This window comes from Actinokineospora alba (assembly GCF_004362515.1).
In the GTDB taxonomy this organism is placed as follows: Bacteria; Actinomycetota; Actinomycetes; order Mycobacteriales; family Pseudonocardiaceae; genus Actinokineospora; species Actinokineospora alba.
In genome coordinates this window covers 6,127,934-6,147,432 of record NZ_SNXU01000001.1, presented here as the reverse complement: position 1 = coordinate 6,147,432, position 19,499 = coordinate 6,127,934, and the positions used below count along the sequence as shown (strand labels likewise).

Annotated in this window: 14 protein-coding genes; 11 read left to right on the top strand and 3 right to left on the bottom strand. The window is 72.2% G+C overall.

The window, feature by feature from the left end; translation table 11 throughout:
* The first annotated feature begins 182 nt into the window (after window positions 1-182).
* Window positions 183-998 carry a DUF2306 domain-containing protein gene (locus C8E96_RS27950; RefSeq protein ID WP_228770311.1) on the top strand — a complete coding sequence of 272 codons (816 nt, stop codon included), beginning with the start codon at window positions 183-185 and terminating at the stop codon, window positions 996-998.
* Here the strand turns inward: C8E96_RS27950 and C8E96_RS27945 are convergent.
* Together C8E96_RS27945 and C8E96_RS27940 are read right to left on the bottom strand one after the other, a co-directional pair.
* Window positions 892-2,004, bottom strand: coding sequence for a DUF418 domain-containing protein (locus C8E96_RS27945; protein ID WP_091383565.1), 1,113 nt, complete (start codon window positions 2,002-2,004; stop codon window positions 892-894). The genes C8E96_RS27950 and C8E96_RS27945 overlap by 107 nt on opposite strands.
* Window positions 2,005-2,188: 184 nt before the next feature.
* On the bottom strand, window positions 2,189-4,417 hold the full coding sequence (locus tag C8E96_RS27940) for a family 2 encapsulin nanocompartment cargo protein terpene cyclase (RefSeq protein WP_091383566.1): 2,229 nt from the start codon (window positions 4,415-4,417) through the stop codon (window positions 2,189-2,191).
* A 418-nt stretch (window positions 4,418-4,835) separates the two neighbouring features.
* Between C8E96_RS27940 and C8E96_RS27935 the strand changes: the two genes are divergently transcribed.
* From C8E96_RS27935 to C8E96_RS27900, 8 genes are all read left to right on the top strand, one after another.
* Window positions 4,836-5,936: a trypsin-like serine protease gene (locus C8E96_RS27935; protein ID WP_091383567.1), complete on the top strand. Its 1,101-nt coding sequence runs from the start codon at window positions 4,836-4,838 to the stop codon at window positions 5,934-5,936.
* A 275-nt stretch (window positions 5,937-6,211) separates the two neighbouring features.
* Entirely contained in the window at window positions 6,212-6,715 is a 504-nt protein-coding gene (locus C8E96_RS27930; protein WP_091383568.1) for a SigE family RNA polymerase sigma factor, read from the top strand.
* Window positions 6,712-7,710 (top strand): LCP family protein, encoded by a 999-nt coding sequence (locus C8E96_RS27925; protein WP_091383569.1) that lies wholly within the window; start codon window positions 6,712-6,714, stop codon window positions 7,708-7,710. The genes C8E96_RS27930 and C8E96_RS27925 overlap by 4 nt, the downstream gene beginning before the upstream one ends.
* A gap of 77 nt (window positions 7,711-7,787) precedes the next feature.
* Window positions 7,788-9,059 (top strand): SWIM zinc finger family protein, encoded by a 1,272-nt coding sequence (locus tag C8E96_RS27920; RefSeq protein ID WP_228770312.1) that lies wholly within the window; start codon window positions 7,788-7,790, stop codon window positions 9,057-9,059.
* Window positions 9,056-10,474 carry a DUF5691 domain-containing protein gene (locus C8E96_RS27915; RefSeq protein WP_091383570.1) on the top strand — a complete coding sequence of 473 codons (1,419 nt, stop codon included), beginning with the start codon at window positions 9,056-9,058 and terminating at the stop codon, window positions 10,472-10,474. Before C8E96_RS27920 ends, C8E96_RS27915 begins: the two co-directional genes overlap by 4 nt.
* An 85-nt stretch (window positions 10,475-10,559) precedes the next feature.
* Window positions 10,560-11,645, top strand: coding sequence for an ATP-binding protein (locus C8E96_RS27910; protein WP_091383571.1), 1,086 nt, complete (start codon window positions 10,560-10,562; stop codon window positions 11,643-11,645).
* On the top strand, window positions 11,642-13,819 hold the full coding sequence (locus C8E96_RS27905) for a DUF5682 family protein (RefSeq protein ID WP_091383572.1): 2,178 nt from the start codon (window positions 11,642-11,644) through the stop codon (window positions 13,817-13,819). The genes C8E96_RS27910 and C8E96_RS27905 overlap by 4 nt, the downstream gene beginning before the upstream one ends.
* On the top strand, window positions 13,816-14,955 hold the full coding sequence (locus C8E96_RS27900; protein WP_091383573.1) for a VWA domain-containing protein: 1,140 nt from the start codon (window positions 13,816-13,818) through the stop codon (window positions 14,953-14,955). The genes C8E96_RS27905 and C8E96_RS27900 overlap by 4 nt, the downstream gene beginning before the upstream one ends.
* Here the strand turns inward: C8E96_RS27900 and C8E96_RS27895 are convergent.
* Window positions 14,947-15,534, bottom strand: a complete 588-nt coding sequence (locus C8E96_RS27895; protein ID WP_228770313.1) for a sigma-70 family RNA polymerase sigma factor — start codon at window positions 15,532-15,534, stop codon at window positions 14,947-14,949. The two genes, C8E96_RS27900 and C8E96_RS27895, sit on opposite strands and share 9 nt — an antisense overlap.
* Before the next feature lie 73 nt (window positions 15,535-15,607).
* Here C8E96_RS27895 and C8E96_RS27890 point away from each other — a divergent pair, with 73 nt between their 5' ends.
* Window positions 15,608-16,327 (top strand): zf-HC2 domain-containing protein, encoded by a 720-nt coding sequence (locus tag C8E96_RS27890; protein WP_228770314.1) that lies wholly within the window; start codon window positions 15,608-15,610, stop codon window positions 16,325-16,327.
* Window positions 16,275-19,229 (top strand): helix-turn-helix transcriptional regulator, encoded by a 2,955-nt coding sequence (locus C8E96_RS27885; RefSeq protein ID WP_228770315.1) that lies wholly within the window; start codon window positions 16,275-16,277, stop codon window positions 19,227-19,229. The genes C8E96_RS27890 and C8E96_RS27885 overlap by 53 nt, the downstream gene beginning before the upstream one ends.
* The last annotated feature ends 270 nt before the right edge of the window (window positions 19,230-19,499 follow it).

Sequence of the window (19,499 nt, the reverse complement as noted above, 5' to 3'; positions counted from 1 at the left end):
CATCTGGGGGAGTCGCTGCTCGGACGGGTGGCGTTTCGTTCCGATCTGTCCCATTGCGCCTGAATTTGCTACGCGTAGTCAGATGTGAACCGGGGGTTACCCCTACCGTCGATTCTGGTGTGCGCCCCATGGGTCCGGGCCCGGCTGGTTCCTACCGTGGTCACCAAGATCAGCGTCGAGGCATGGGGGACGAGATGGCTGCTGACGTGAACACCCGAAACACCGGGCCGAGGGCACATCCGGGGTGGTGGCGGCGACCTTGGGTGCTGCCCCTGGGGGCGCTGATCGCCGCCTTCCTCGCTTTCTCGATTCCGCCGTATCTGGGGCTCGACCCCGCACGCTCCCGGGTGCCGCAGCCCGCGGGATTCCCGGAGCAGTACTACTTCCTGATCGCCCACATCGCGTTCGGCACGGTCGCGATCGTGACCGGCTTCCTCCAGGTGTGGCCCTGGTTTCGGCGCACGCACCGGCGGTGGCACCGGATGGCGGGCCGGGTGTACGTCCTCGGCGGGGTGGTCCCCGCCGGGCTGGCCGGTCTGGTGGTCGGCGTGACGTCGGTGTTCGGGCCGCTCTCGCAGGTCAGCGCGGTGCTGCTGGTGACGTTGTGGCTCACCACGACCATCCTCGGCTACCGCCGGGCCCGGCAGCGGCGGTTCGCCGAGCACCGGGAGTGGATGATCCGCAGCTACGCGCTGACCGCCTCGACCATCACCAACCGTGGGTGGGCCCCGCTGGCCGCGGTCCTGCTCGAACCGAAGATCGACACGCTGTTCGGCGGGAGCGAGATCGCGTTCATGTTCACCGTCGCGGGCCTGTCGTCCTGGCTGGGCTGGGTGCTGCCGCTGGTGGTGGTCGAGGCGTGGCTGATCCGGGACCGGAACAAGCGGCGGGTCAGCGCGGGGCGGGTTGGCGCTGGGGAACGCGGTAGGCCCACTGCCACAGCGCCTCCATCGGACCGCGCTCGTGGCGGCGCAGCCACCACGGCGCTCCGGCCATGAGCAGGAGCGAGATCGCCAGCCACAGCGCGGCGGTCACCGCGGGTCCGTGGCCGTTGAGGCCGAGACCCCAGTCGTAGCAGAGGATCGACGCGATCACGTTCTGCCCGACGTAACAGGTGAGGGCGGTCCGCCCGACTGCGGTGAGGCCACGCCGTGCCATGCCTGCCTCGGCGCGCATCCGGTTGACCACCATGGTGATCAGGCCGAGCAGTCCGAAAGCGACAATCGGCGCGCACAGGTACCGGTCCACCAGGAACAACTCGGCCCCGGCGAAACTGGTGACCGCGTTGAGCGGGATGCCGAACCCGAGCCCCCAGGCCGTCAGCCTGCGCTGGATCAGCCTGCCGCGTTCGGAGTCCTCCAGGGCACCCGCCCGCAGCAGGCGGACACCCGCGAGGAACAGGACCGTGCTCAGCGGGACGGCGAAGATCGCCTCAGCGCGGTAGAGACCGGCGTAGTCGAGCCGGGCCTGGACCTGGGCGAGCCAACTGGACGTGTCGGCGGGCAGCCCACCCGACGGGCCACCGGCCTTGCTCGCGAGCAACGCCCACGTGAGCAGGCCGATGATCGTGACCAGCAGGACGGCCTGGCCGATCATCCACCCGCGGATCACCTTGGCACTGCGTCCGACCAGGTAGGCGACCAGGACGGACACGAGCGCGTAGAACATGAGCACGTCGAACTCGAAGATCAGCACATAGTGGATGAGCCCTTCGAGCAGCAGCAGCGCCGAGCGCCACAGGTACCAGCCGGGCCAGCGCTCACCCCGGCGCAGCGCCGAGGCATGCTGCATCGCCAGGCCGATGCCGAACATGATGGACAGCAGCGCCAGGAACTTCCCGTTGCTCAGGAACCTGAGGAACGTCTCGGCGAACCCCGACCCGCCGCCGCTGAGGAACCCGGCGGCGCCGCCGGGTGTGGTGAAGATCCAGATGTTCGTGCCCAGCGTGCCCAGGATCGCCACTCCGCGCAGCACATCCAGGGCCGCGACGCGTCCCCCGACCATGAGTCCCCCTCCGTTGTCGCACAACGGAGTCGACGCTAGCCGGCGCCGCCGACCCGGGGCGTCCACCTTTCGACGGATGCCGGGTCGGACCTTCGACTGACCCTTCGCGAGTCCCCACCTCCCGACAGTGAGTTCTCAATTGAACTGAGAACTCACTGTCGGGAGTTGGGGACTCGCGAAGGGGCTAGGGCGTGGGCAGTGGGATCTTCGCGGCCCGGCCGGGAAGGATTCGGGTGCTCGCGGTGCCCAAGCCGGTCGGCCCCAGGTGCCGGGCGACCGCGGGAGCATGGCCCGGAGCGGTCTGGTCCAAATAGGACTCCTTGTACCGGTCCACCTGCGCGTGCCAGTTCAGGATTCCGGCCATCCAGTGCTTGAGCTCCTCGGCGTACCCGGTCAGGGTGGCGCGCGCGGTCGCGTCGAGGCCGAAGTCGTCGAACAAGGTCGGGAGGTCGATGTCGACGACGTGCTCGAACTGGCGCATCCGCGAGGTCATCAGGTCGACCACCACGGCCGCCGCGTGGTCCAGGTCGCAGTCGAAGAAGTTCTGCACCACGAGCACACCATTGTGGATCTCGCCCTCGTACTGGATCTCCTTCTGGTACGAGTACAGGTCGTTGACCAGGCACGCCCAGTCGGCGGCGGCGTTCTCCATCGCCCTGATCGGGCGCGAGTGGTAGATCTCGGGCGGCACCGTCCGGCCGTGGGACAGCCTGCACAGGCTCATCGTCAGATCCGAGCCGAACGTCTGACGCCGCATCTCGAGGTAGTCGACCGGGTCGGGGATCCGGTTCATCGCCTGGTTGTCCAACTCCCACAGCCAACTCCGCGTCATGTCGACCACGGTGGCCTTGAACGTGCGCCGCGCCTCGACGCCCATCGGACCCGCCGTGCGCGCCCACAGGTCGGCCAGGCCGCGCTCGAGCCCGTTGACGGGGACGGGCGTGGGTTCGCCGTCGACCGGCATCAGGGCGTGCAGGCGGTCGGTGCAGGCCCGGGCGCCCGCCTGGTCGAGGGTGCGGCCGAACACGAGCGGGTAGTAGTCGTCGGCGTAGGTGCCCCAGGCCAGCCAGGCGCTGGTGAGGTCGAGTTCGGCGGGAGTGGCGTCCGGGTGGATGCCCGCCGCGCACAGCGGCAGGTCGGCGGCGCGCAGGGTGTGCTCGTGCCAGACCACCGAGTCCAGGATGCCCATTCGCGCACACCAGCCGACGAGGTTGTCCCGCGCCGCGGACAGGTGTGGGCTCAGCGTGTTGGCGTAGGGGAGGTACAGCTCCGGCACCGGAAGCGGCCCGACTCGCTCGAACGGGACGTGGGTGAACGAACGAGTCCGCTGCTCGGCGGTGTTCACCAGTGACGTCACGATCCGCGCCGCCGACGTGCCCAGCCCCTTCGGACCGCCGAGCGCCGGCTCCTCGGCGCCGCCGCCGTTCATGTACCGGCTCGACCGCATGTGCCACTCGTGGCCGCCCGACTGCCAGTCCTGCAAGCCCTTGACGTAGGCGAAGACGCCCGCGCGCTGCACCGGGTCGAGGCCGTGCTGGTCGAACAGCGGGGGCAGCTCGGTGAACGTCGTGTGCTCGAACTGGTGCAGCCGCGACGTCAGCAGGTCGTTGACCGCCGCGGCGGCCTCCTGCGTGGTGCAGCCGAGGAACTTCTCGAACACCAGCACGCCGTTGCTGAGCTCGCCCTCGTCGAGGACCTCTCGCTCGTAGGAGAACAGGTCGTTGCGCAGGTGTACCGCGTCGGAGAACGTGTCGCGCAGGACGTGCATGGGCCGCGACGCGGCGATGGCGGCGGGCACCTCGGCGCCGACGGCGTGCTCGACCAGGTTCGCCGACCAGGGCGCGCCACCGACCTTGCGGCGCATCTCGATGTACTCCACCGGGTTCGACACCCGGCCCTCGCTGATGTTCGCCAGTTCCCACAGCGACTCGTCGAGCAGGTTCTTGGTGCTCTCGGCGAACCGCTCGCGCCAGTCGGCGGACATCGCGGGCACCGTGCGTGCCCACAGGTCTGCGAGCCCGGCCTCGACCGGGTTGGTCGGCGTCTCGGTGATCTCGCCGCGCACCGGCATGAACAGCCGCAGCCGGTCGAGATAGGCGCGCGCGCCCGGGATGTCGCGGGAGCGCTTGTACAGCTCCAGGAAGTGGTCGTCGAAGTAGAACACCCAGACGTACCACTCGGTGATCAGGTCCAGCTCGGGACCGGACGCGTCCGGGTGCGTGTAGGCGCACAGCAGGGCGTAGTCGTGGGAGTCGAGGTCGGCTTCGCTCCAGATCGGGGTGCCCGCCTGGGGGACGTCGATCATGTCCATCGCGTACGCCCAGGCCTTGCTGTTGCGCCGGGCCTGGTCCACGTTCGGGTTCAGCCGTGGGGGGTGGACCAGATAGAACTCGGGCAGCTCGAAGGGCTGCATGGGGTGGTACCTGCCGTTTCGGGGGAGTGGGGCGATGGTCGGCGTTGATCTCGACCTTGTCCACGAAACCAAAGCGGCCGGGGCCTCGCCAAGGCTTCGACCCGGCAACCACACGATCGAGCGCTTCTGGCCGGTTTCCCCGCGTGGACATCACCAGTTCACAGATGGGTTCCGAGGGAGGTTCGTGAATCTCGTTCGACTACTTGTGGTGGCGGTCGGATTGCTTGTGCCACACCACATCCGACAGGCACACGGGGCTGTCGAGGGAAAGTCGATCACACAGCGCGACGGGGGCATCAGTTCGCTGAATACCCATCTCTGATGATGCGCGGCCCCCGGCCGGGGCCATCGTGCGAGACAAGCGGGGCCGCCTGCCTGGTCCCGCCCACCCTGCAGCGTCATCCGAGAGGGCAAACACATGAAGCACCGTTGGCTGGGCCGCGTCGCGGCCGCCGCGCTGGCATTGGGACTGGCGGTGACCGTCGGCGAGGCCGCGCTGGCCGCGCCGCCGTCGGACGACCCGCCTCAGGAGATCCAGATCATCGGCGGCGGCAACGCCACCGAGACCTACTCGTTCCACGCGGGCATGAGCAACGGCTGCGGCGGCAGCCTGGTCGCCCCGCAGTGGATCGTCACCGCCACTCACTGCGGCAACGCGTCGTCGGCCCGCATCGGCTCGGTCTACCGCTCCTCCGGCGGCGAGGTCCGCAGCGTCGACCGCCGAGTCGACAAGGCGGGCACCGACCTGACCCTGATGCACCTGTCGCAGCCCTCGACCATGACGCCGATCAAGATGGCGACGTCGAACCCGGCGCCGGGCACGCCCGCCCGGCTGATCGGCTTCGGCTGCACCAGCTGGCCGAACTGCAGCAACCCCTCCTACCTGCAGGAGATCGACCTGACGGTGCTGGAGTCGAGCCGCTGCTACCCGGGCGGCGGCAGCGCCACCGACGTCTGCATCTCCGGCGACCGCACCCACTCGGCCTGCCACGGCGACTCCGGTGGCCCGGCCCTGGTCGGCTCGCGCGGCAACTGGACCCTGGTCGGCGAGACCAAGGGCCCGGGCGACAACAACGGCGAGTGCGCGACCACGACGCTCTACACCGGCATCGCCGCCAACCTCACCTGGATCAACCAGCAGACCGGCGGCACCACCGAGCCCCCGCCCACCGGGAGCAAGTTCGAGAACACCAACAACGTCAACATCCCGGACGCGGGCGCCGCGGTCACCAGCGACGTCACCGTGACCGGCCAGGCCGGCAACGCGCCGTCGACGCTGAAGGTCAACGTCGACATCAAGCACACCTGGCGCGGCGATGTGGTCATCGACCTGGTGGCCCCGGACGGCTCGGCCTACCGGCTCAAGAGCTCCAGCTCCAACGACTCCGCCGACAACATCCTCACCACGTACACGGTGAACGCGTCGACGGAGGTCGCGAACGGGACCTGGAAGCTCAAGGTCCAGGACGTGGCCCGCTACGACACCGGATACATCGATGCCTGGAGCCTGCAGTTCTAGCGAACCGCTAGCTCCTGAATGACAGGTGGCCCATCCCCCGCGCCCGGGATGGGCCACCGCTTTGTCACTCGATCGGGTGGTGTGGGAACTTTTGTCCGCACCCGACCGACCAGTGGGACGTCGCCCCCGACGGCGATGCGGCAAGACGTCGTCACACCGGATCGGTCGCCAGTGTCGGCCTACTGATCCGGTGTCACGAGTTTCTTTCCCGGAGCACTCAACAAACGCGGCCGTCACCGCGTTTGTGGGGTGTCGACCAGGGAAAGGAGCGATGAGTGCCGGACAGTTTCGACGCGTTCGCGGCCGAACGGATAGACCGGCTGCTGCGCTACGCCACGGCGTTGACCTGCGATCCCCATCTCGCGCAGGACGTCGTCCAGGAGGTATTGCTCCGCGCGCAGTCACGATGGGGGCGGATCGGGAGGCTCGACGCGCCCGACCTCTACGTCAAGCGGATGGTCACCAACGAGTACCTCTCGTGGCGGCGCAAGCGCGCCGCGCGTGACATCACCTCGGCGCATTCGACGCTGGAGGCGATCGGGCCGTCCGGGGGTGACCCCGCCGTGCGCCACGCCGAGCGTGAGGCCATGCGGGTCCGGATCGCCACGCTGCCGCGCAAACAGCGGGCCGCGATCGTCCTGCGCTACTACGAGGACAGCACCGACGCCGAGATCGCCGAGGTCCTCGGCTGCTCCGCGGGCACTGTCCGCAGCCACATCTCGCGCGCGCTGGGCACCCTGCGCGCCGCCGACCTGACCGTGACGGAGGTCCTCTCATGACGTTCGACAAGACCGAGTCCTTGATCCGCGAAGCCGTCACCGAGCAGGCGGGCCGGGCGGTGGACGGCTCGACCGTCCTGCGCGCACTGCGGCGTGAGCGGCCGCGGCGGTCGATGCCGCTGGTGTTCGCGGCGGTCGCGGTGGTGGTCGCCGCGGTGTCCGCCGTGGTCATCCCGCAAATGGTGCGCCGCGATCAGGCACCGCCCGCCGCCCCCGGCGCCGTTCTCGAGGAACGCACGGTTCTGGTGCTCGGCCGGGACGAGGGGAGCCGCGCGGACACGATCATGCTGACCCGGCTGGCCGGGGAGCGGGCGACGGCGATCTCCGTGCCGCGCGACACGCTGGTCGACATCCCCGGGTTCGGCCAGGGGAAGGTGAACTCGGCGTTCAGCCGGGGGCGGGAAGCCGCCCTGTCGGCGGGCGCGAGCCAGGGCGAGGCGGACAAGGCGGGCGCCGAGCTGACGATGACGGCTGTCGGCGCACTCACCGGCATGGCGATCGACGACTACCTCGTGATCGACATGGCCGCGATCGGGCGGGCGGCGGACGCGGTGGGCGGTGTCGAGGTGTGTCTGCGGGCGGCGACCCGGGACCCGTTCGCCCAGGCCGACTTCCGGGAAGGCCGGCAGACGGTGGCCGGTTCGACCGCGCTGGCGTTCGTGCGGCAGCGGCACGGGCTGCCCAACGGGGACCTGGACCGGATCAAGCGCCAGCAGGTGTTCCTGTCCGGGTTGATCGGCCGCGTCACTCCCGCCAACGCGGCCTCGGTGCTGGCCGCTGTCCGCGATCAGGTGGTCACCGACGCGGATCTGCTCGGACTCGCGGAGGGCCTGGCCAAGACGCGTGGCGGGGTGCGGGTCGCGCTGATCCCGGTGGGTGAGGTGGTGAACTCGACGCAGGGCGCTGGGCTCGAGGTCTCGCCGGAGGCGGTGCGGCCGTTCGTCCAGGCAGCCATGGCCGGGGACATGCCTGCCGCGCCGGACTGTGTGAACTGACCTGGCACCGTCGGTGTCGGTGTCAGCCGGCATGCTCGGGTCGACGGGGCAGGTGCCGGCAGAGACGAGGGCGCGGGGTGCGGTGGACCGCTGAGCAGGTGCTCGACCTCGCGCCCGACGCCGCGTCCGCGAAGGCGGGTCGGAGCCAGGCGAGTCCGGCGAAGTGGCCGTCGCTGGGAGCCTCGGCGCATGCGGTCTGGGGTGCCTGCCAGGGGAGTGGGAAGGCGCCGTACCAAGTCGGCGTCGACCTGTCCGAGCCCGCGTTCAAGTGCTCATGTCCGAGCCGGAAGTTCCCGTGCAAGCACGCTCTCGGGTTGCTGCTGCTGTGGGCTGACGGCGCGGTCCCGGAGTCCGATGAGCCGGAGTGGGTCGACACGTGGCTGGCCCGGCCCAAGCGGGCCGAGTCTTCCGGTGAGCGCGACGAGGAAGCGGCGGCGCGGCGCGCGGAGAAGCGTGCCTCGCGGGTCGCGGGCGGTGCCGCGGAGCTGATCGGCTGGCTCGGGGACCAGGTGACGACCGGCTTGGCGGTGCTCGACCAGAGCCCTGACGTGCTCTACGCCGTGGCCGCCCGCATGGTCGACGCCCAGGCCCCCGGCCTCGCGTCGGGGTTGCGGCGGGCCGCGATGCTCCCCGGGCGCGGGCGCGACTGGCCGTCCCGGCTGCTCGAAGACCTCGCGCTGCTGCGGACGCTGGCGGTGGCGTACGCCCGGATCGACGACCTACCCGCTCCGCTCGCGGCGACCGTGCGCACCCGCTTGGGCTTCACCGTGGACACCGCCGACGTCCTGGCCTCCGGCGACCGGGTGCGTGACGAGTGGCTGGTCGCGGGCCACGTCGACCAGGAGAACGACCAACTGGTCTCCCGGCGGACGTGGCTGCGGGGTTCGGCGAGCGGGCGGTGGGCGCTGGTGCTGTCGTTCGCGGGCCCGGGGCGGATTCTCGACACCTCGCTGGTGTCGGGCACCCTCGTCCCGGCCACGTTGGCGTTCTACCCGGGCGCCCTCCCGCTGCGCGCACTGGTCGCCGACCGCGACGACGCCGTACCCGCCCCGGTGCCCTCCGGCGGAACCGTCGACGACGCGCTGGCCGCGTTCGCCGCCGGGCTGGCACTCGACCCATGGCTCGACCGGCTCCCGGTGGTGCTGCACGACGTCTCGCCGGTGTCGCTGGGCAAGGAATGGGGACTGTCCTCTGTGGACGGATCGGTGCTGCCGCTGGGCGCGGGGGTGGACCCGTGGACGCTGCTGGCGGTGTCGGGTGGGCGGCCGCTGACGGTGGCGGCGGAGCTTTCGGTGAGTGGGTTGCGTCCGCTGTCCTGTTGGGACGGGGAGCGGGCGGTGCGGTTGTGAGCGGGTGGGATGAGTTGGTGGCCGCCGCGCTGCTGGGGACGCGGCGGCGGGTGGTGCACACCGAAGGGTTGCCGGAATCCGTGCGGGCCTTGGTGCCCGAGAACGAAGACCCAGCGACCCGGCTGCTGACGGCCGCCGCGCTCATGGCCGGCTACCGGCGGGCGGGTCGGGTGCCGGAGACCGGTGGCCTGCCGGTGCAGGCGGCGGCTGAGGACAGTCGGGCCGTCATCCCCGCCGTGGCGAGGCGGCGGCTCGACCGGATGCTCAGCGGCGACCACACCGACCTGCTCGGTGACTGGCTGGACCTGGTGCGCCGCACCGACCTGCGGCTGCCGCCGGAGCGGCTGCCGATCTTGGCCGAGCTGGCCCGGACCCGGCACGCCCTGCGCTCGCCGTTCGCCGAGGTCGCCGGTGCGCGCGGTGGCTGGCTGGGCGCGCTCAATCCCGAGTGGAGCTACCTGGCCGACCACCGGTCCGACATCGCCGACGTGTGGCGCTACGGCGACACCGACCAACGGGTCCGGTGGCTGCGCGAGACGTTCGCCGCCGATCCGGCCGCCGCGGGCGAGGCGCTGGCCCGCGACTGGTCGGCCGAGCCCGCCGCGAATCGGGTGCGGTTCCTGCGCGCCGTCCGGGACCTGGTCGGGGACGACTTCCTCGAAGCCGCCCTGGACGATCGGGCCCAGGAGGTCCGGGCGCTCGCCGCCGACATTCTGGCAGGCAGACCCGCGTCGGCGTTCGCCGCCCGGATGGCCGAGCGCCTGCGGGCCCTGGTGACGGTGGCCGACGCGACGATCACCGTCCGCCTCCCGACCACCCGCGACGACAGCATGGCGCGCGACGGCGTCCCCGCCGCCCCCGCGCGGGGTGGGCAGCGCACGGCCTGGCTGCGGCACATCGTGGCCGCCGCCCCACTCGCCGGGTGGGAGCGGAACCCGGCCGACCTGTTGGGGATGCCCGTCCAGGGCTGCGATCCGGGCATCCTGCTCGAGGCGTGGGCCGCCGCCGCCGCCCGTCAGCGCGACGTCGCCTGGGCTCGGGCATTGCTCACCACCGACGACCTCACCACCCCGGAGACCGCCGCGTTGGTGAACGTGCTGCCCGCCGCCGAGCGGGCCCGCACGGTCGCCGAGCTCGGTGGCGCTCGCAAGTCCGCCGATCTCGCCGAACTTGTGGTGGCGCTACCCGCCCCCTGGCCCGTCGACCTGGGAAACGCCCTCCTGGACTGGTTGGCGGGCCACACCGACCACCGGGCCGTCGCCAGGGCGGCGGGAATGATCGCCCGCACGGTGCCCGCCGAGTGCCTGCGCCACCGGGTCGCCGTCGAGCCGCTGCCCCCGGACGCCCCCGCCTGGCGGCGGCACCTGTCCGAGACGCTGGTGTTCCGCCGGGAGATGGCGGAGGAGCTGCGATGAAGCCGGCTCCCATCGGCCACGCGAGCGTTGCGCCGCCATACGCCGCCATGACCACCCTGATCTGCCGCAGTGAGAGGGATGAGCGATGACCGAGACCGTGCTGCGCCCGCACGCCGAGCAGGCCCACGCCGCCGAGTTGGCCGCGCTGGCCGAGCACGACGACCGGCAGCGGCCGCCCTCGTGGCGGCTCTCGCCGTGGGCGGTGCTGAACTACCTGCTGGGCACGACCCTGCCCGACGGCACCGTGATCACCCCCAAGTACATCGGCCCGCGCAGGCTTATCGAGGTCGCGATCGCCACCCTCGCCACCGACCGCGCGCTCCTGCTGCTGGGCGTGCCGGGAACGGCGAAGACCTGGGTGTCCGAACACCTCGCCGCCGCGATCAGCGGGGACTCGACGCTGCTGGTCCAGGGCACGGCGGGCACCGCGGAGGAAGCCATCCGCTACGGCTGGAACTACGCCCGGCTCATCGCCGAAGGTCCCAGCGAGCAGGCGCTCGTGCCCAGCCCGGTGCTGCGCGCGATGCGGGAGGGCAGGCTCGCCCGGGTCGAGGAGCTGACCCGCATCCCCGCCGACGTGCAGGACAGCCTCATCACCATCCTGTCCGAGAAGACCCTGCCGATCCCGGAGCTGGAGTCCGAGGCGCAGGCCCGCCCCGGTTTCAACGTCATCGCCACCGCCAACAACCGCGACAAGGGCGTCAACGAGCTGTCCAGCGCGCTGCGCAGGCGGTTCAACACCGTCGTCCTGCCGCTGCCGGACACCGCGGAGGCCGAGGTGGAGATCGTCACCCGTCGGGTCAGCGATCTCGGCGCCTCGCTCGCGCTGCCCGCCGACAGTGCGGGCCTGGCCGAGATCCGCCGCGTGGTCACCGTGTTCCGCGAGCTGCGCGCCGGGCGCACCGAGGACGGGCGGATCGCGGTGAAGTCCCCGTCGGGCACTCTGTCCACCGCGGAGGCGATCAGCGTGCTCACCGGCGGTGTCGCGCTCGCCGCGCACTTCGGCGACGGGGTGCTGCGGCCGCACGACGTGGCGGCCGGAATCCTTGGCGCGGTGGTGAAAGACCCGTCCGCCGACCGGGTCGTGTGGATGGAGTACCTGGAGACGGTCGTGCGTGAGCGCGACGGCTGGTCGGACTTCTACCGGGCGTGCCGGGAGCTGAGCGGATGACCGAAGCGGTCACCCTTCTCGGCATCCGCCACCACGGCCCGGGTTCCGCCCGCGCCGTGGTGCGCGCGCTCGCCGACCTGGCCCCGGACCTCGTGCTCATCGAAGGGCCGCCGGAGGCCGACGCCCTGGTGTCGTGGGCGGCCGATGACACCATGGTGCCGCCGGTCGCGCTGCTGGCCTACGCCGCAGACGACGCGGCGCGCGCAGCGTTCTGGCCGTTCGCCGTGTTCAGCCCGGAATGGCAGGCGATCCGCTACGCGGTCGAGGCCGGTGTCCCGGTGCGCTTCTGCGACCTGCCCGCCGCCCACCAGTTCGCCGCCGAACCCACCCGCTGCCGTGGTCGCACGGAGGACCCGCTCGGGACGCTGGCCCAGTTGGCGGGCTACGACGACGCCGAGCGCTGGTGGGACGAGATGATCGAACACGGCCGCCACGGCGAGCCGCCGTTCGAGGTGATCGCCGAGGCGATGGGCGCGCTGCGCGAGGAGCATCAGGACACCGACGAACGCGAGCGGCAGCGTGAGGCGTACATGCGCCAGGTCATCCGCAAGTCGCAAAAGGACGGTCACGAGCGGATCGCCGTCGTCTGCGGTGCCTGGCACGTCCCGGCGCTGCGCCAGCCCTTCCCGCCCGCCGCGCACGACCAGCGGATCCTCAAAGGACTCCCGAAGCGCAAGGTCGCGTGCACCTGGGTGCCGTGGACGCACAGCAGGCTCGCCACCACCAGCGGCTACGGCGCTGGCATCACCTCACCCGGCTGGTACCACCACCTGTTCACCGCGACCGACCACATCACCGCCCGGTGGCTGACGGATGTGGCCAGGGTGCTGCGCACCGAGGACCTGCCGGTGTCGAGCGCCCATGTGATCGAGGCGGTCCGGCTGGCCGACACCCTCGCCGCGCTGCGCGGCCGGGCCGTCGCCGGGCTCTCCGAGGTCACCGAGGCCACCCGGGCGGTCCTCTGCGGCGGCGACGAGCTGCAACTGGACCTCGTCACCAGACGGCTGGTCGTGGGGGAGCGGCTGGGGGAGGTGCCCGAGGGCACCCCGCAGGCGCCGGTCGCCGCCGACCTCACCGCCCAGGCCCGCAGGCTGCGGCTCAAGCGCGACCCGCAGGAACGCGAACTCGATCTGGACCTGCGCGACACCAACGGCGCCGAGCGCTCCAAGCTGCTGCACCGGCTGCGGGTCCTCGGCATCGACTGGGGTGTCCCGGCGATCTCCGCCCGCCGCTCCAAGGGCACGTTCCGCGAGACGTGGTCGCTGGCCTGGGAACCCGCCTTCGAGGTCGACCTCGTCGCGGCCGGGGTGCACGGCACGTCGGTGGTCGCCGCCGCTACCTCCGTGGTGCGGTCGCGGACCACGGCAGAGTCCTCGCTGCCGGAGATCACCGGGGCCATCGAGGACTGCCTGCTCGCCGACCTCGCCGATGCCCTGCCCGAAGCGCTCGCGGCCCTCGACACCCGCGCCGCCGCCGACGCGGACGCCGCCGCGCTCATGGGCGCGCTCCCGCCGCTGGCCCGCGCCGCGCGCTACGGCGACGTCCGGGGCACCGACACGGCCGCGCTGACCGCGGTCAGCGAACGCATCCTGACCAGGGTCTGCGCGGGCCTGCCGCGCGCCGCGCACGGCCTCGACGACCAAGCCGCCGAGGAGCTGTGCGCGCTGGTCGACGGCGTGCACGAGGCCACCGGCCTGCTCGGCGAGACCGCGACCGGCCAATGGCTCGACGCGCTCGCGGCGGTCGCCGCCCGCGACTCCGCGCCGCCCCTGCTCGCGGGCCGGGTCACCCGGCTGCTGCACGACGCCGACCGCGTGGCCACCGGTGAGGTCGCGCTGCGCCTGGGCCGGGAGCTGACCGCCGGTGTCGCGCCCGCCGCGGCCGCCGCCTACATCGAGGGCTTCTTCGCGGGCGGTGCCCTGCTGCTGATCCACGACGACACGCTCCTCGACGTCCTCGACCGCTGGCTCGCGGGTATCGCCGGCGACCAGTTCGCCCAGGTACTTCCGTTGCTGCGGCGCACTTTCGGCGCGTTCGCCGGCCCGGAGCGGCGCACGATCGGCGAACGGGCGGCCCGGCGCGGCTCGGGTGTTCCCGAGGTGGTGGCGGAGATCGACGAAGAGCGGGCGGCGGCCGCCGTGCCGGTGCTCGCGACGCTGCTGGGGGTGCGATGAACGACGAACGCCTGCGGCGCTGGCGCTTGGTCCTCGGCGGCGACGAGGACGGCACCGGCGTCGGCCTGGATGCCGAAGACTCCAAAATGGACGGTGTGCTGGCCGCCCTGTACCAGCCCGAGCCGGAATCGGGCGCGCCGCGCTCGGCCGGACTGGGCGCGTCCGCGCCGCGGGTCGCCCGGTGGCTGGGCGATATCCGCGCGTACTTCCCGAGTTCCATCGTGCAGGTGATGCAGCGCGACGCCGTCGACCGGCTGGGCCTCAAACGGCTGCTGCTCGAACCGGAGCTGCTGTCCGCGGTCGAGCCGGACGTCCACTTGGTGGGGACGCTGCTGTCGCTCAACTCCGTGATGCCCGAGCGCACCAAGGAAACGGCGCGCGATGTCGTGCGGAAAGTTGTCGACGACTTGGAAAGCAGGCTGGGTGAACCGACTCGCGCGGCCGTGCGCGGGGCGCTCGACCGTGCGGCCCGCAGCGCGCGGCCCCGGCACGCGGATATCGACTGGGGCAAGACGGTCCACGCCAACCTGCGCAACTACTCGCCCGAGCTGCGCACGGTCGTGCCGGAACGGCTTGTCGGGTACGGGCGGCGCAACAAGAGCATCCAGCGCGACGTCATCCTCGCGATCGACCAGTCCGGCTCGATGGCCGAATCCGTGGTGTACGCAAGCCTTTTCGGCGCGGTGCTGGCGTCGATGCGGGCCCTGCGCACCCGGCTGATCGCGTTCGACACCGCGGTGGTCGACCTGTCGGACCTGCTCGACGATCCGGTCGACGTCCTGTTCGGCACCCAGCTCGGCGGTGGGACCGACATCAACCGGGCACTCGCCTACAGCCAGGGGCTGATCACCAAGCCCGAGGACACCTTGATGGTCCTGGTGAGCGACCTGTACGAGGGCGGCAACCGCGAGGAGATGCTGACCCGGGTCCGGATGATCGTCGAGTCCGGCGTGCAGCTGGTCGCGCTGCTGGCGCTGGCCGACTCGGGTGCGCCGTCGTACGACCACGACAACGCGGCCGCTTTCGCCGCGCTGGGGGTGCCCGCCTTCGCCTGCACCCCGGACCGCTTCGGCGACCTGCTCGCCGCCGCGCTGCGCCGGGAGGACCTCAGCCGCTGGGACTCGGACTCAGCCTGAGGAGGTCCGGCGCGTTCCGTCCGCCCGCAGCAGATCCTCACGGGCGCGGGCGATGCGCGACCGGACTGTCCCTACCGGACAGCCGCTGATCTCCGCCACCTCGCTGTAGGACAGGCCCAGCACCTGGGTCAGCACCAGTGCCTCCCGCCGGTCGTCCGACAGGCCCGCCAACAGCAGGTTCAGCTCCACGATGTCCTCGAACCCCGCCGCCGCCTCATGCGTCGACGCGTGCCGGGTTTCCGCCGAGGTGGCCCAGTCGTCGGTCGCCGCCACTCGGGGCCGGGTCAGCGCGGACCGCACGTTGTCCACCGCGACACGGCGGGCGATGGAGAAGAGCCAGGTGCGGGCGGTCGACCTGCCCGCGAAACGGGGGAGGCTCGGCAGGGCGCGAAGGTAGGTCTCCTGCGTCAGGTCGTCGGCCAGGTCGACGCGGGTCAGATGGGCGAGAAACCGCCAGACGTCGCGCTGGGTGGCGTGGACGAATCTCTCGAGGGCACGCCGGTCGCCCGCCCCGGCGGCGAGCGCGCACACCGTCAGTTCGTCGTGGCCGTCGCCCTGGTCGCCCTCTGGTGCTCCCACGACGCGCAGCGTAGCGGAGGAAGTCGAGGGAACTTCGAGGGCCGAATGGGCGACCAACTGTGATGTGGACTGTATGACGTGCCGTGAAGCCGTGTCCGCACGGCTCGACGGCGAAGGTGAGCCCGCGCCCGCCGAGGCCACTGACCGGCACCTCGCCGAGTGCGCGGCCTGTCGGCAGTGGCAGGCGGGCGTCGTGGCGCTGGCCCGATCGCTGCGCGTGCGCGAAGCGGTGGCGGTGCCCGACCTGACCGACGCCATCCTCGCCGCGGCGCCCGCCGCGACCAGGGTGTGGCCGCGGGTCGGGCTGGGAGTTGTCGCCATCGCCCAGTCGACCCTCGCCGTCGCGCAGATCGTCGGCGTCGACACGGCCATGGCGCATGTCGGGCACGGGCACGCCGGGCCGTTCGCCGGGCACCTGGTCAACGAGAGCACCGCGTGGACGCTCGCACTCGGGATCGGGCTCGCCTGGGCCGCGCTGCGGCCGCGCGCGGCGTCGGGGCTGATCCCGGTGCTGGCGGGCTTCGTCGTGGTGCTGCTGGGCTATTCGGTCTACGACCTGTTCGCAGGCGCCGTCCCCGCCTCCCGCGTGGGCGGGCACGGCGTGCTCGTGTTCGCCTTGTGCCTGCTGCTCTTGGTGCGCCGCGACGCCGCCGCGCCGACTCCCGGAAAGGGTGACGCCGTTGGCACGCCTGGGGAATATCCCGACACCGCGCGGTTCGACGACCGCAGGCCCGCCGAACGTGGCCCAGGGCAAGGATTTCTCCGACCCGCGGGCAGGCATCGCGCCGCGTAGCGCCGCTTTCGTGGACACCCCGGCGGCCGCCCAGGGCCGCGTGGAGATCGTCTCGGCATGCCCGAACGTCGGTGTCGAGCGGATGCGTCATATCCTCTTCGCTGTGGACGGCGAGGTAGGTCCCAGCGCGGATGTGCGCCCGTCCGCGGACCGGGCGGCGCGCATCGTCGGTCGGGCACGGGTATTGGGGAGCCTGCGAGGCCATCTCGCTGACGGCGGCGGGGTGCTGCTCACCGGGCCCAGCGGCATCGGCAAGACCACCCTGCTCGACGAGGTGGCGGCCGACGCGCAGGGGCGGGTCCTGCGGGCCACCAGCGCGGAGAACGAGCGGTGGATCCCGGGCACCGCCCTGGCCGACCTGCTCGCCCAAGTCCCCGGTCCGGCCGTGGCCGACCTGCCCGAACCCCAGCGCCGAGCGGTCGAGGGTGTGCTGAGCGGCGAGCGGGTCGACCCGCAGGGATCGCCCGCGCTGCGCATGGCCTGGCACTCACTGCTGCTCGGCCTTGCCGCCGACGCACCGGTCCTGGTGCTGCTCGACGACGTCCAGTGGATCGACGCCACCTCCGCCGACATCCTCGCCTACGCCGCGCGGCGGCTGCCCGGCAGCGCGGTGCGGGTCGTGGTCGCCGGCCGCGTCCAGGAGCCGACCGACCTCGCCGAGGACGGCGACGGCGCCGACCCGCGGCCGGTCCCGCCCGCCCTGCTCGCGCCGCGGCCGCTGTTGCGGCTGCCGGTGCCGCCGCTGACCGCCGACGACCTCGCCGAGCTGTTCGACGCCTACGGTCTGCCCGCCCGCACCGCCGTGGCGATCCACGCCGACTCGGAGGGCAACCCCTACCTCGCGCTGACCCTTGCGGGCGCGTTCTCCGAGCGCACCGGCCTGCGCGCGCCAGCGCCACTGCCGCCCGGCGTGGCCGCGCTGGTGCACGAACGACTCTCCGGGGTGGCCCCCCGGGTCCGGCAGACCCTGCTGATGTGCGCGCTGGCGACCCGGCCGACGATCCGGCTGCTGCTGCGCGCGGGCCGCGCCGACGCCCGCCACGACATCCGCCACGCCGTGCAGGCCGGGCTCGTCGTCACCGACGAGGAGAACATCCGCTTCACCCCGCCCGCCGCCGCGTCCATCGTCGCCGAACTCGCCGACGCCGAGCAGCGCGCCGAGGCGCACCGCCAACTGGCCGAGGCGGTCACCTTCGACGACCAGCGCGACCGCCACCTGGCGCTCGCCTCGGCCGCGCCGGACGCCCAGGTGGCCCGCTCGCTCGTCGTCGCCGCCGAGACCGCGATCCGCCGCGGCTCCCGGGACCTGGCCGCCGAGCTGTACCTCCTCGCCGCCGACCGCGCGCCCGCCGACCTGGCCAGCCAGCGGCTGGACTGGCTGGTCGCGGCCACCGAGGCCGCGGCCAACGCAGGCCTGCCCGAGCAGGCCAACCGCGCCGCCCGCGCCCTGCTGGCCGCCGAGGCCCGCCCGCTGCAGCGGGTCCGGGTGCGCATGGCGGTGATCCACCTCGCCGGACAGGGGCTCGGCGGCATGCGCGAGATGTTCGCCGCCGCCATCGCCGACGCGGGCGACGACGCCGCGTCCCAGGCCCTGCTGTTCCTCTGGCAGTCGTGGGCGGCCATGGTCGCCGCCGACTCCGACAAGGCGATCGCCGACGCCGAGCGCGCGGTCGAACTGGCCCGGCAGGTCGGCGACCACAACACCGAGGCGCTCGCCGCCGCCGCGATCGCCCTGCAGTTCCGGGTGGTCGGCCGGCCCGACAGCTGGTCGGCACTCGGCGCCGCCCTCGCACTGCCTGCCCCCGACGTCGACGGCTGGACGCACCTCTCGCCGCGCTACATCGGCACCCGCTTCGCGATCTTCGACGACCGCCTCGACGACGCCCGCTCCGACCTGCTCGACATGCTCGCCCTGGTCGAACACGGGGCGGCCGAGGAACTCGTGCACGTGCTGCGGTCGCTGTCGGAGGTCTCGGTCGGCCTGGGCCGCTGCCGCGACGCGCTGAACTACGCCGACCGCGCGCTGCGGATCGCGGGCGAGGCCAGGATGAGCCCCGGCCCCTGCTGGCACGCCAGCGCGGAGGCCGAACTCGCCGGCGGCAACGTCGCCCGCGCCCAGTTCCTCGCCGAACGCGGCATCCGGGCCTCGGAGCAGGAGGCCGACGGCGTGTTCGTCCGGCGGCACCTGCATGTGCTCGGTCAGGCCCTGCTGCGGTCCGGCCAGCCCGCGCAGGCGGTCGCCGCCCTGCGCCGGGTCGCGGAATCCGAACCGACCGGGGGCAACCCGTCGATCCTGCGGTGGCATGGCGACCTCGTCATCGGCCTGGTCGCCACCGGCGAACTCGACGACGCCGAGCGCATACTGTCCCAGGCCCGCGCCACCATCGACGGCAGGCCGCACACCGACGGCGTGCGCGCCCGCCTGGACCGCGCCGAGGCCAACCTGCTCGTCGCGCGGGGCGACTCCGACGGCGCCATCGCCCTGCTCGACCGCGCCACAGCGGCGTTCGCGGAGCTGCGCCAGCCGCTGGAAGTCGGCAAGACCCACCTGACCCGGGCCAAGACCGAACGCCTCCGCCGCCGCTTCGCCCCCGCCCGCGCGGCCCTGGACGCGGCCACGGAGGTCTTCCAGAGTGCCCACGCCCGGCCATGGATCGACCAGACCGAGCAGATGCGCTCCCGCCTCGACGGTTCGGACACCGCGCCGCCCACCGCGCTGCCGCTGACGACCGGCGAATCGCGGATCACGGAGCTGGTGGCCGAGGGAGCCACGAACCGGGAGATCGCCGACCGGCTCTTCGTCAGCGTGAAGACGGTGGAGGCGACGCTGACCCGGCTCTACCGCAAGCTCGGGATCCGGTCGCGGACCCAGCTGATCCGGTTGCTCCGCGAGCAGGCCTAGGTCTCCATTTCGTGAGAAACGCATGTCGGTCGCATGCGTTATTCATCTCGGGCGCCGTAATAGCTCACGACCTTTGGTGTCGCCGGACGAGTACCGTTTAGTTTATGGGCGCGGGTTTGCTCGCCGAGGATGAGTTCAGCGGTTTTTCGACTGGACACCACTGTTGTCGCCGGAACGGCAGCGGCAATTGTGGAGATGCACCGCGAACGGCGTGACAGCACGATGGAACGGTACAACCGCAGAAAACAATCCTACGGAGTGAACCCATCG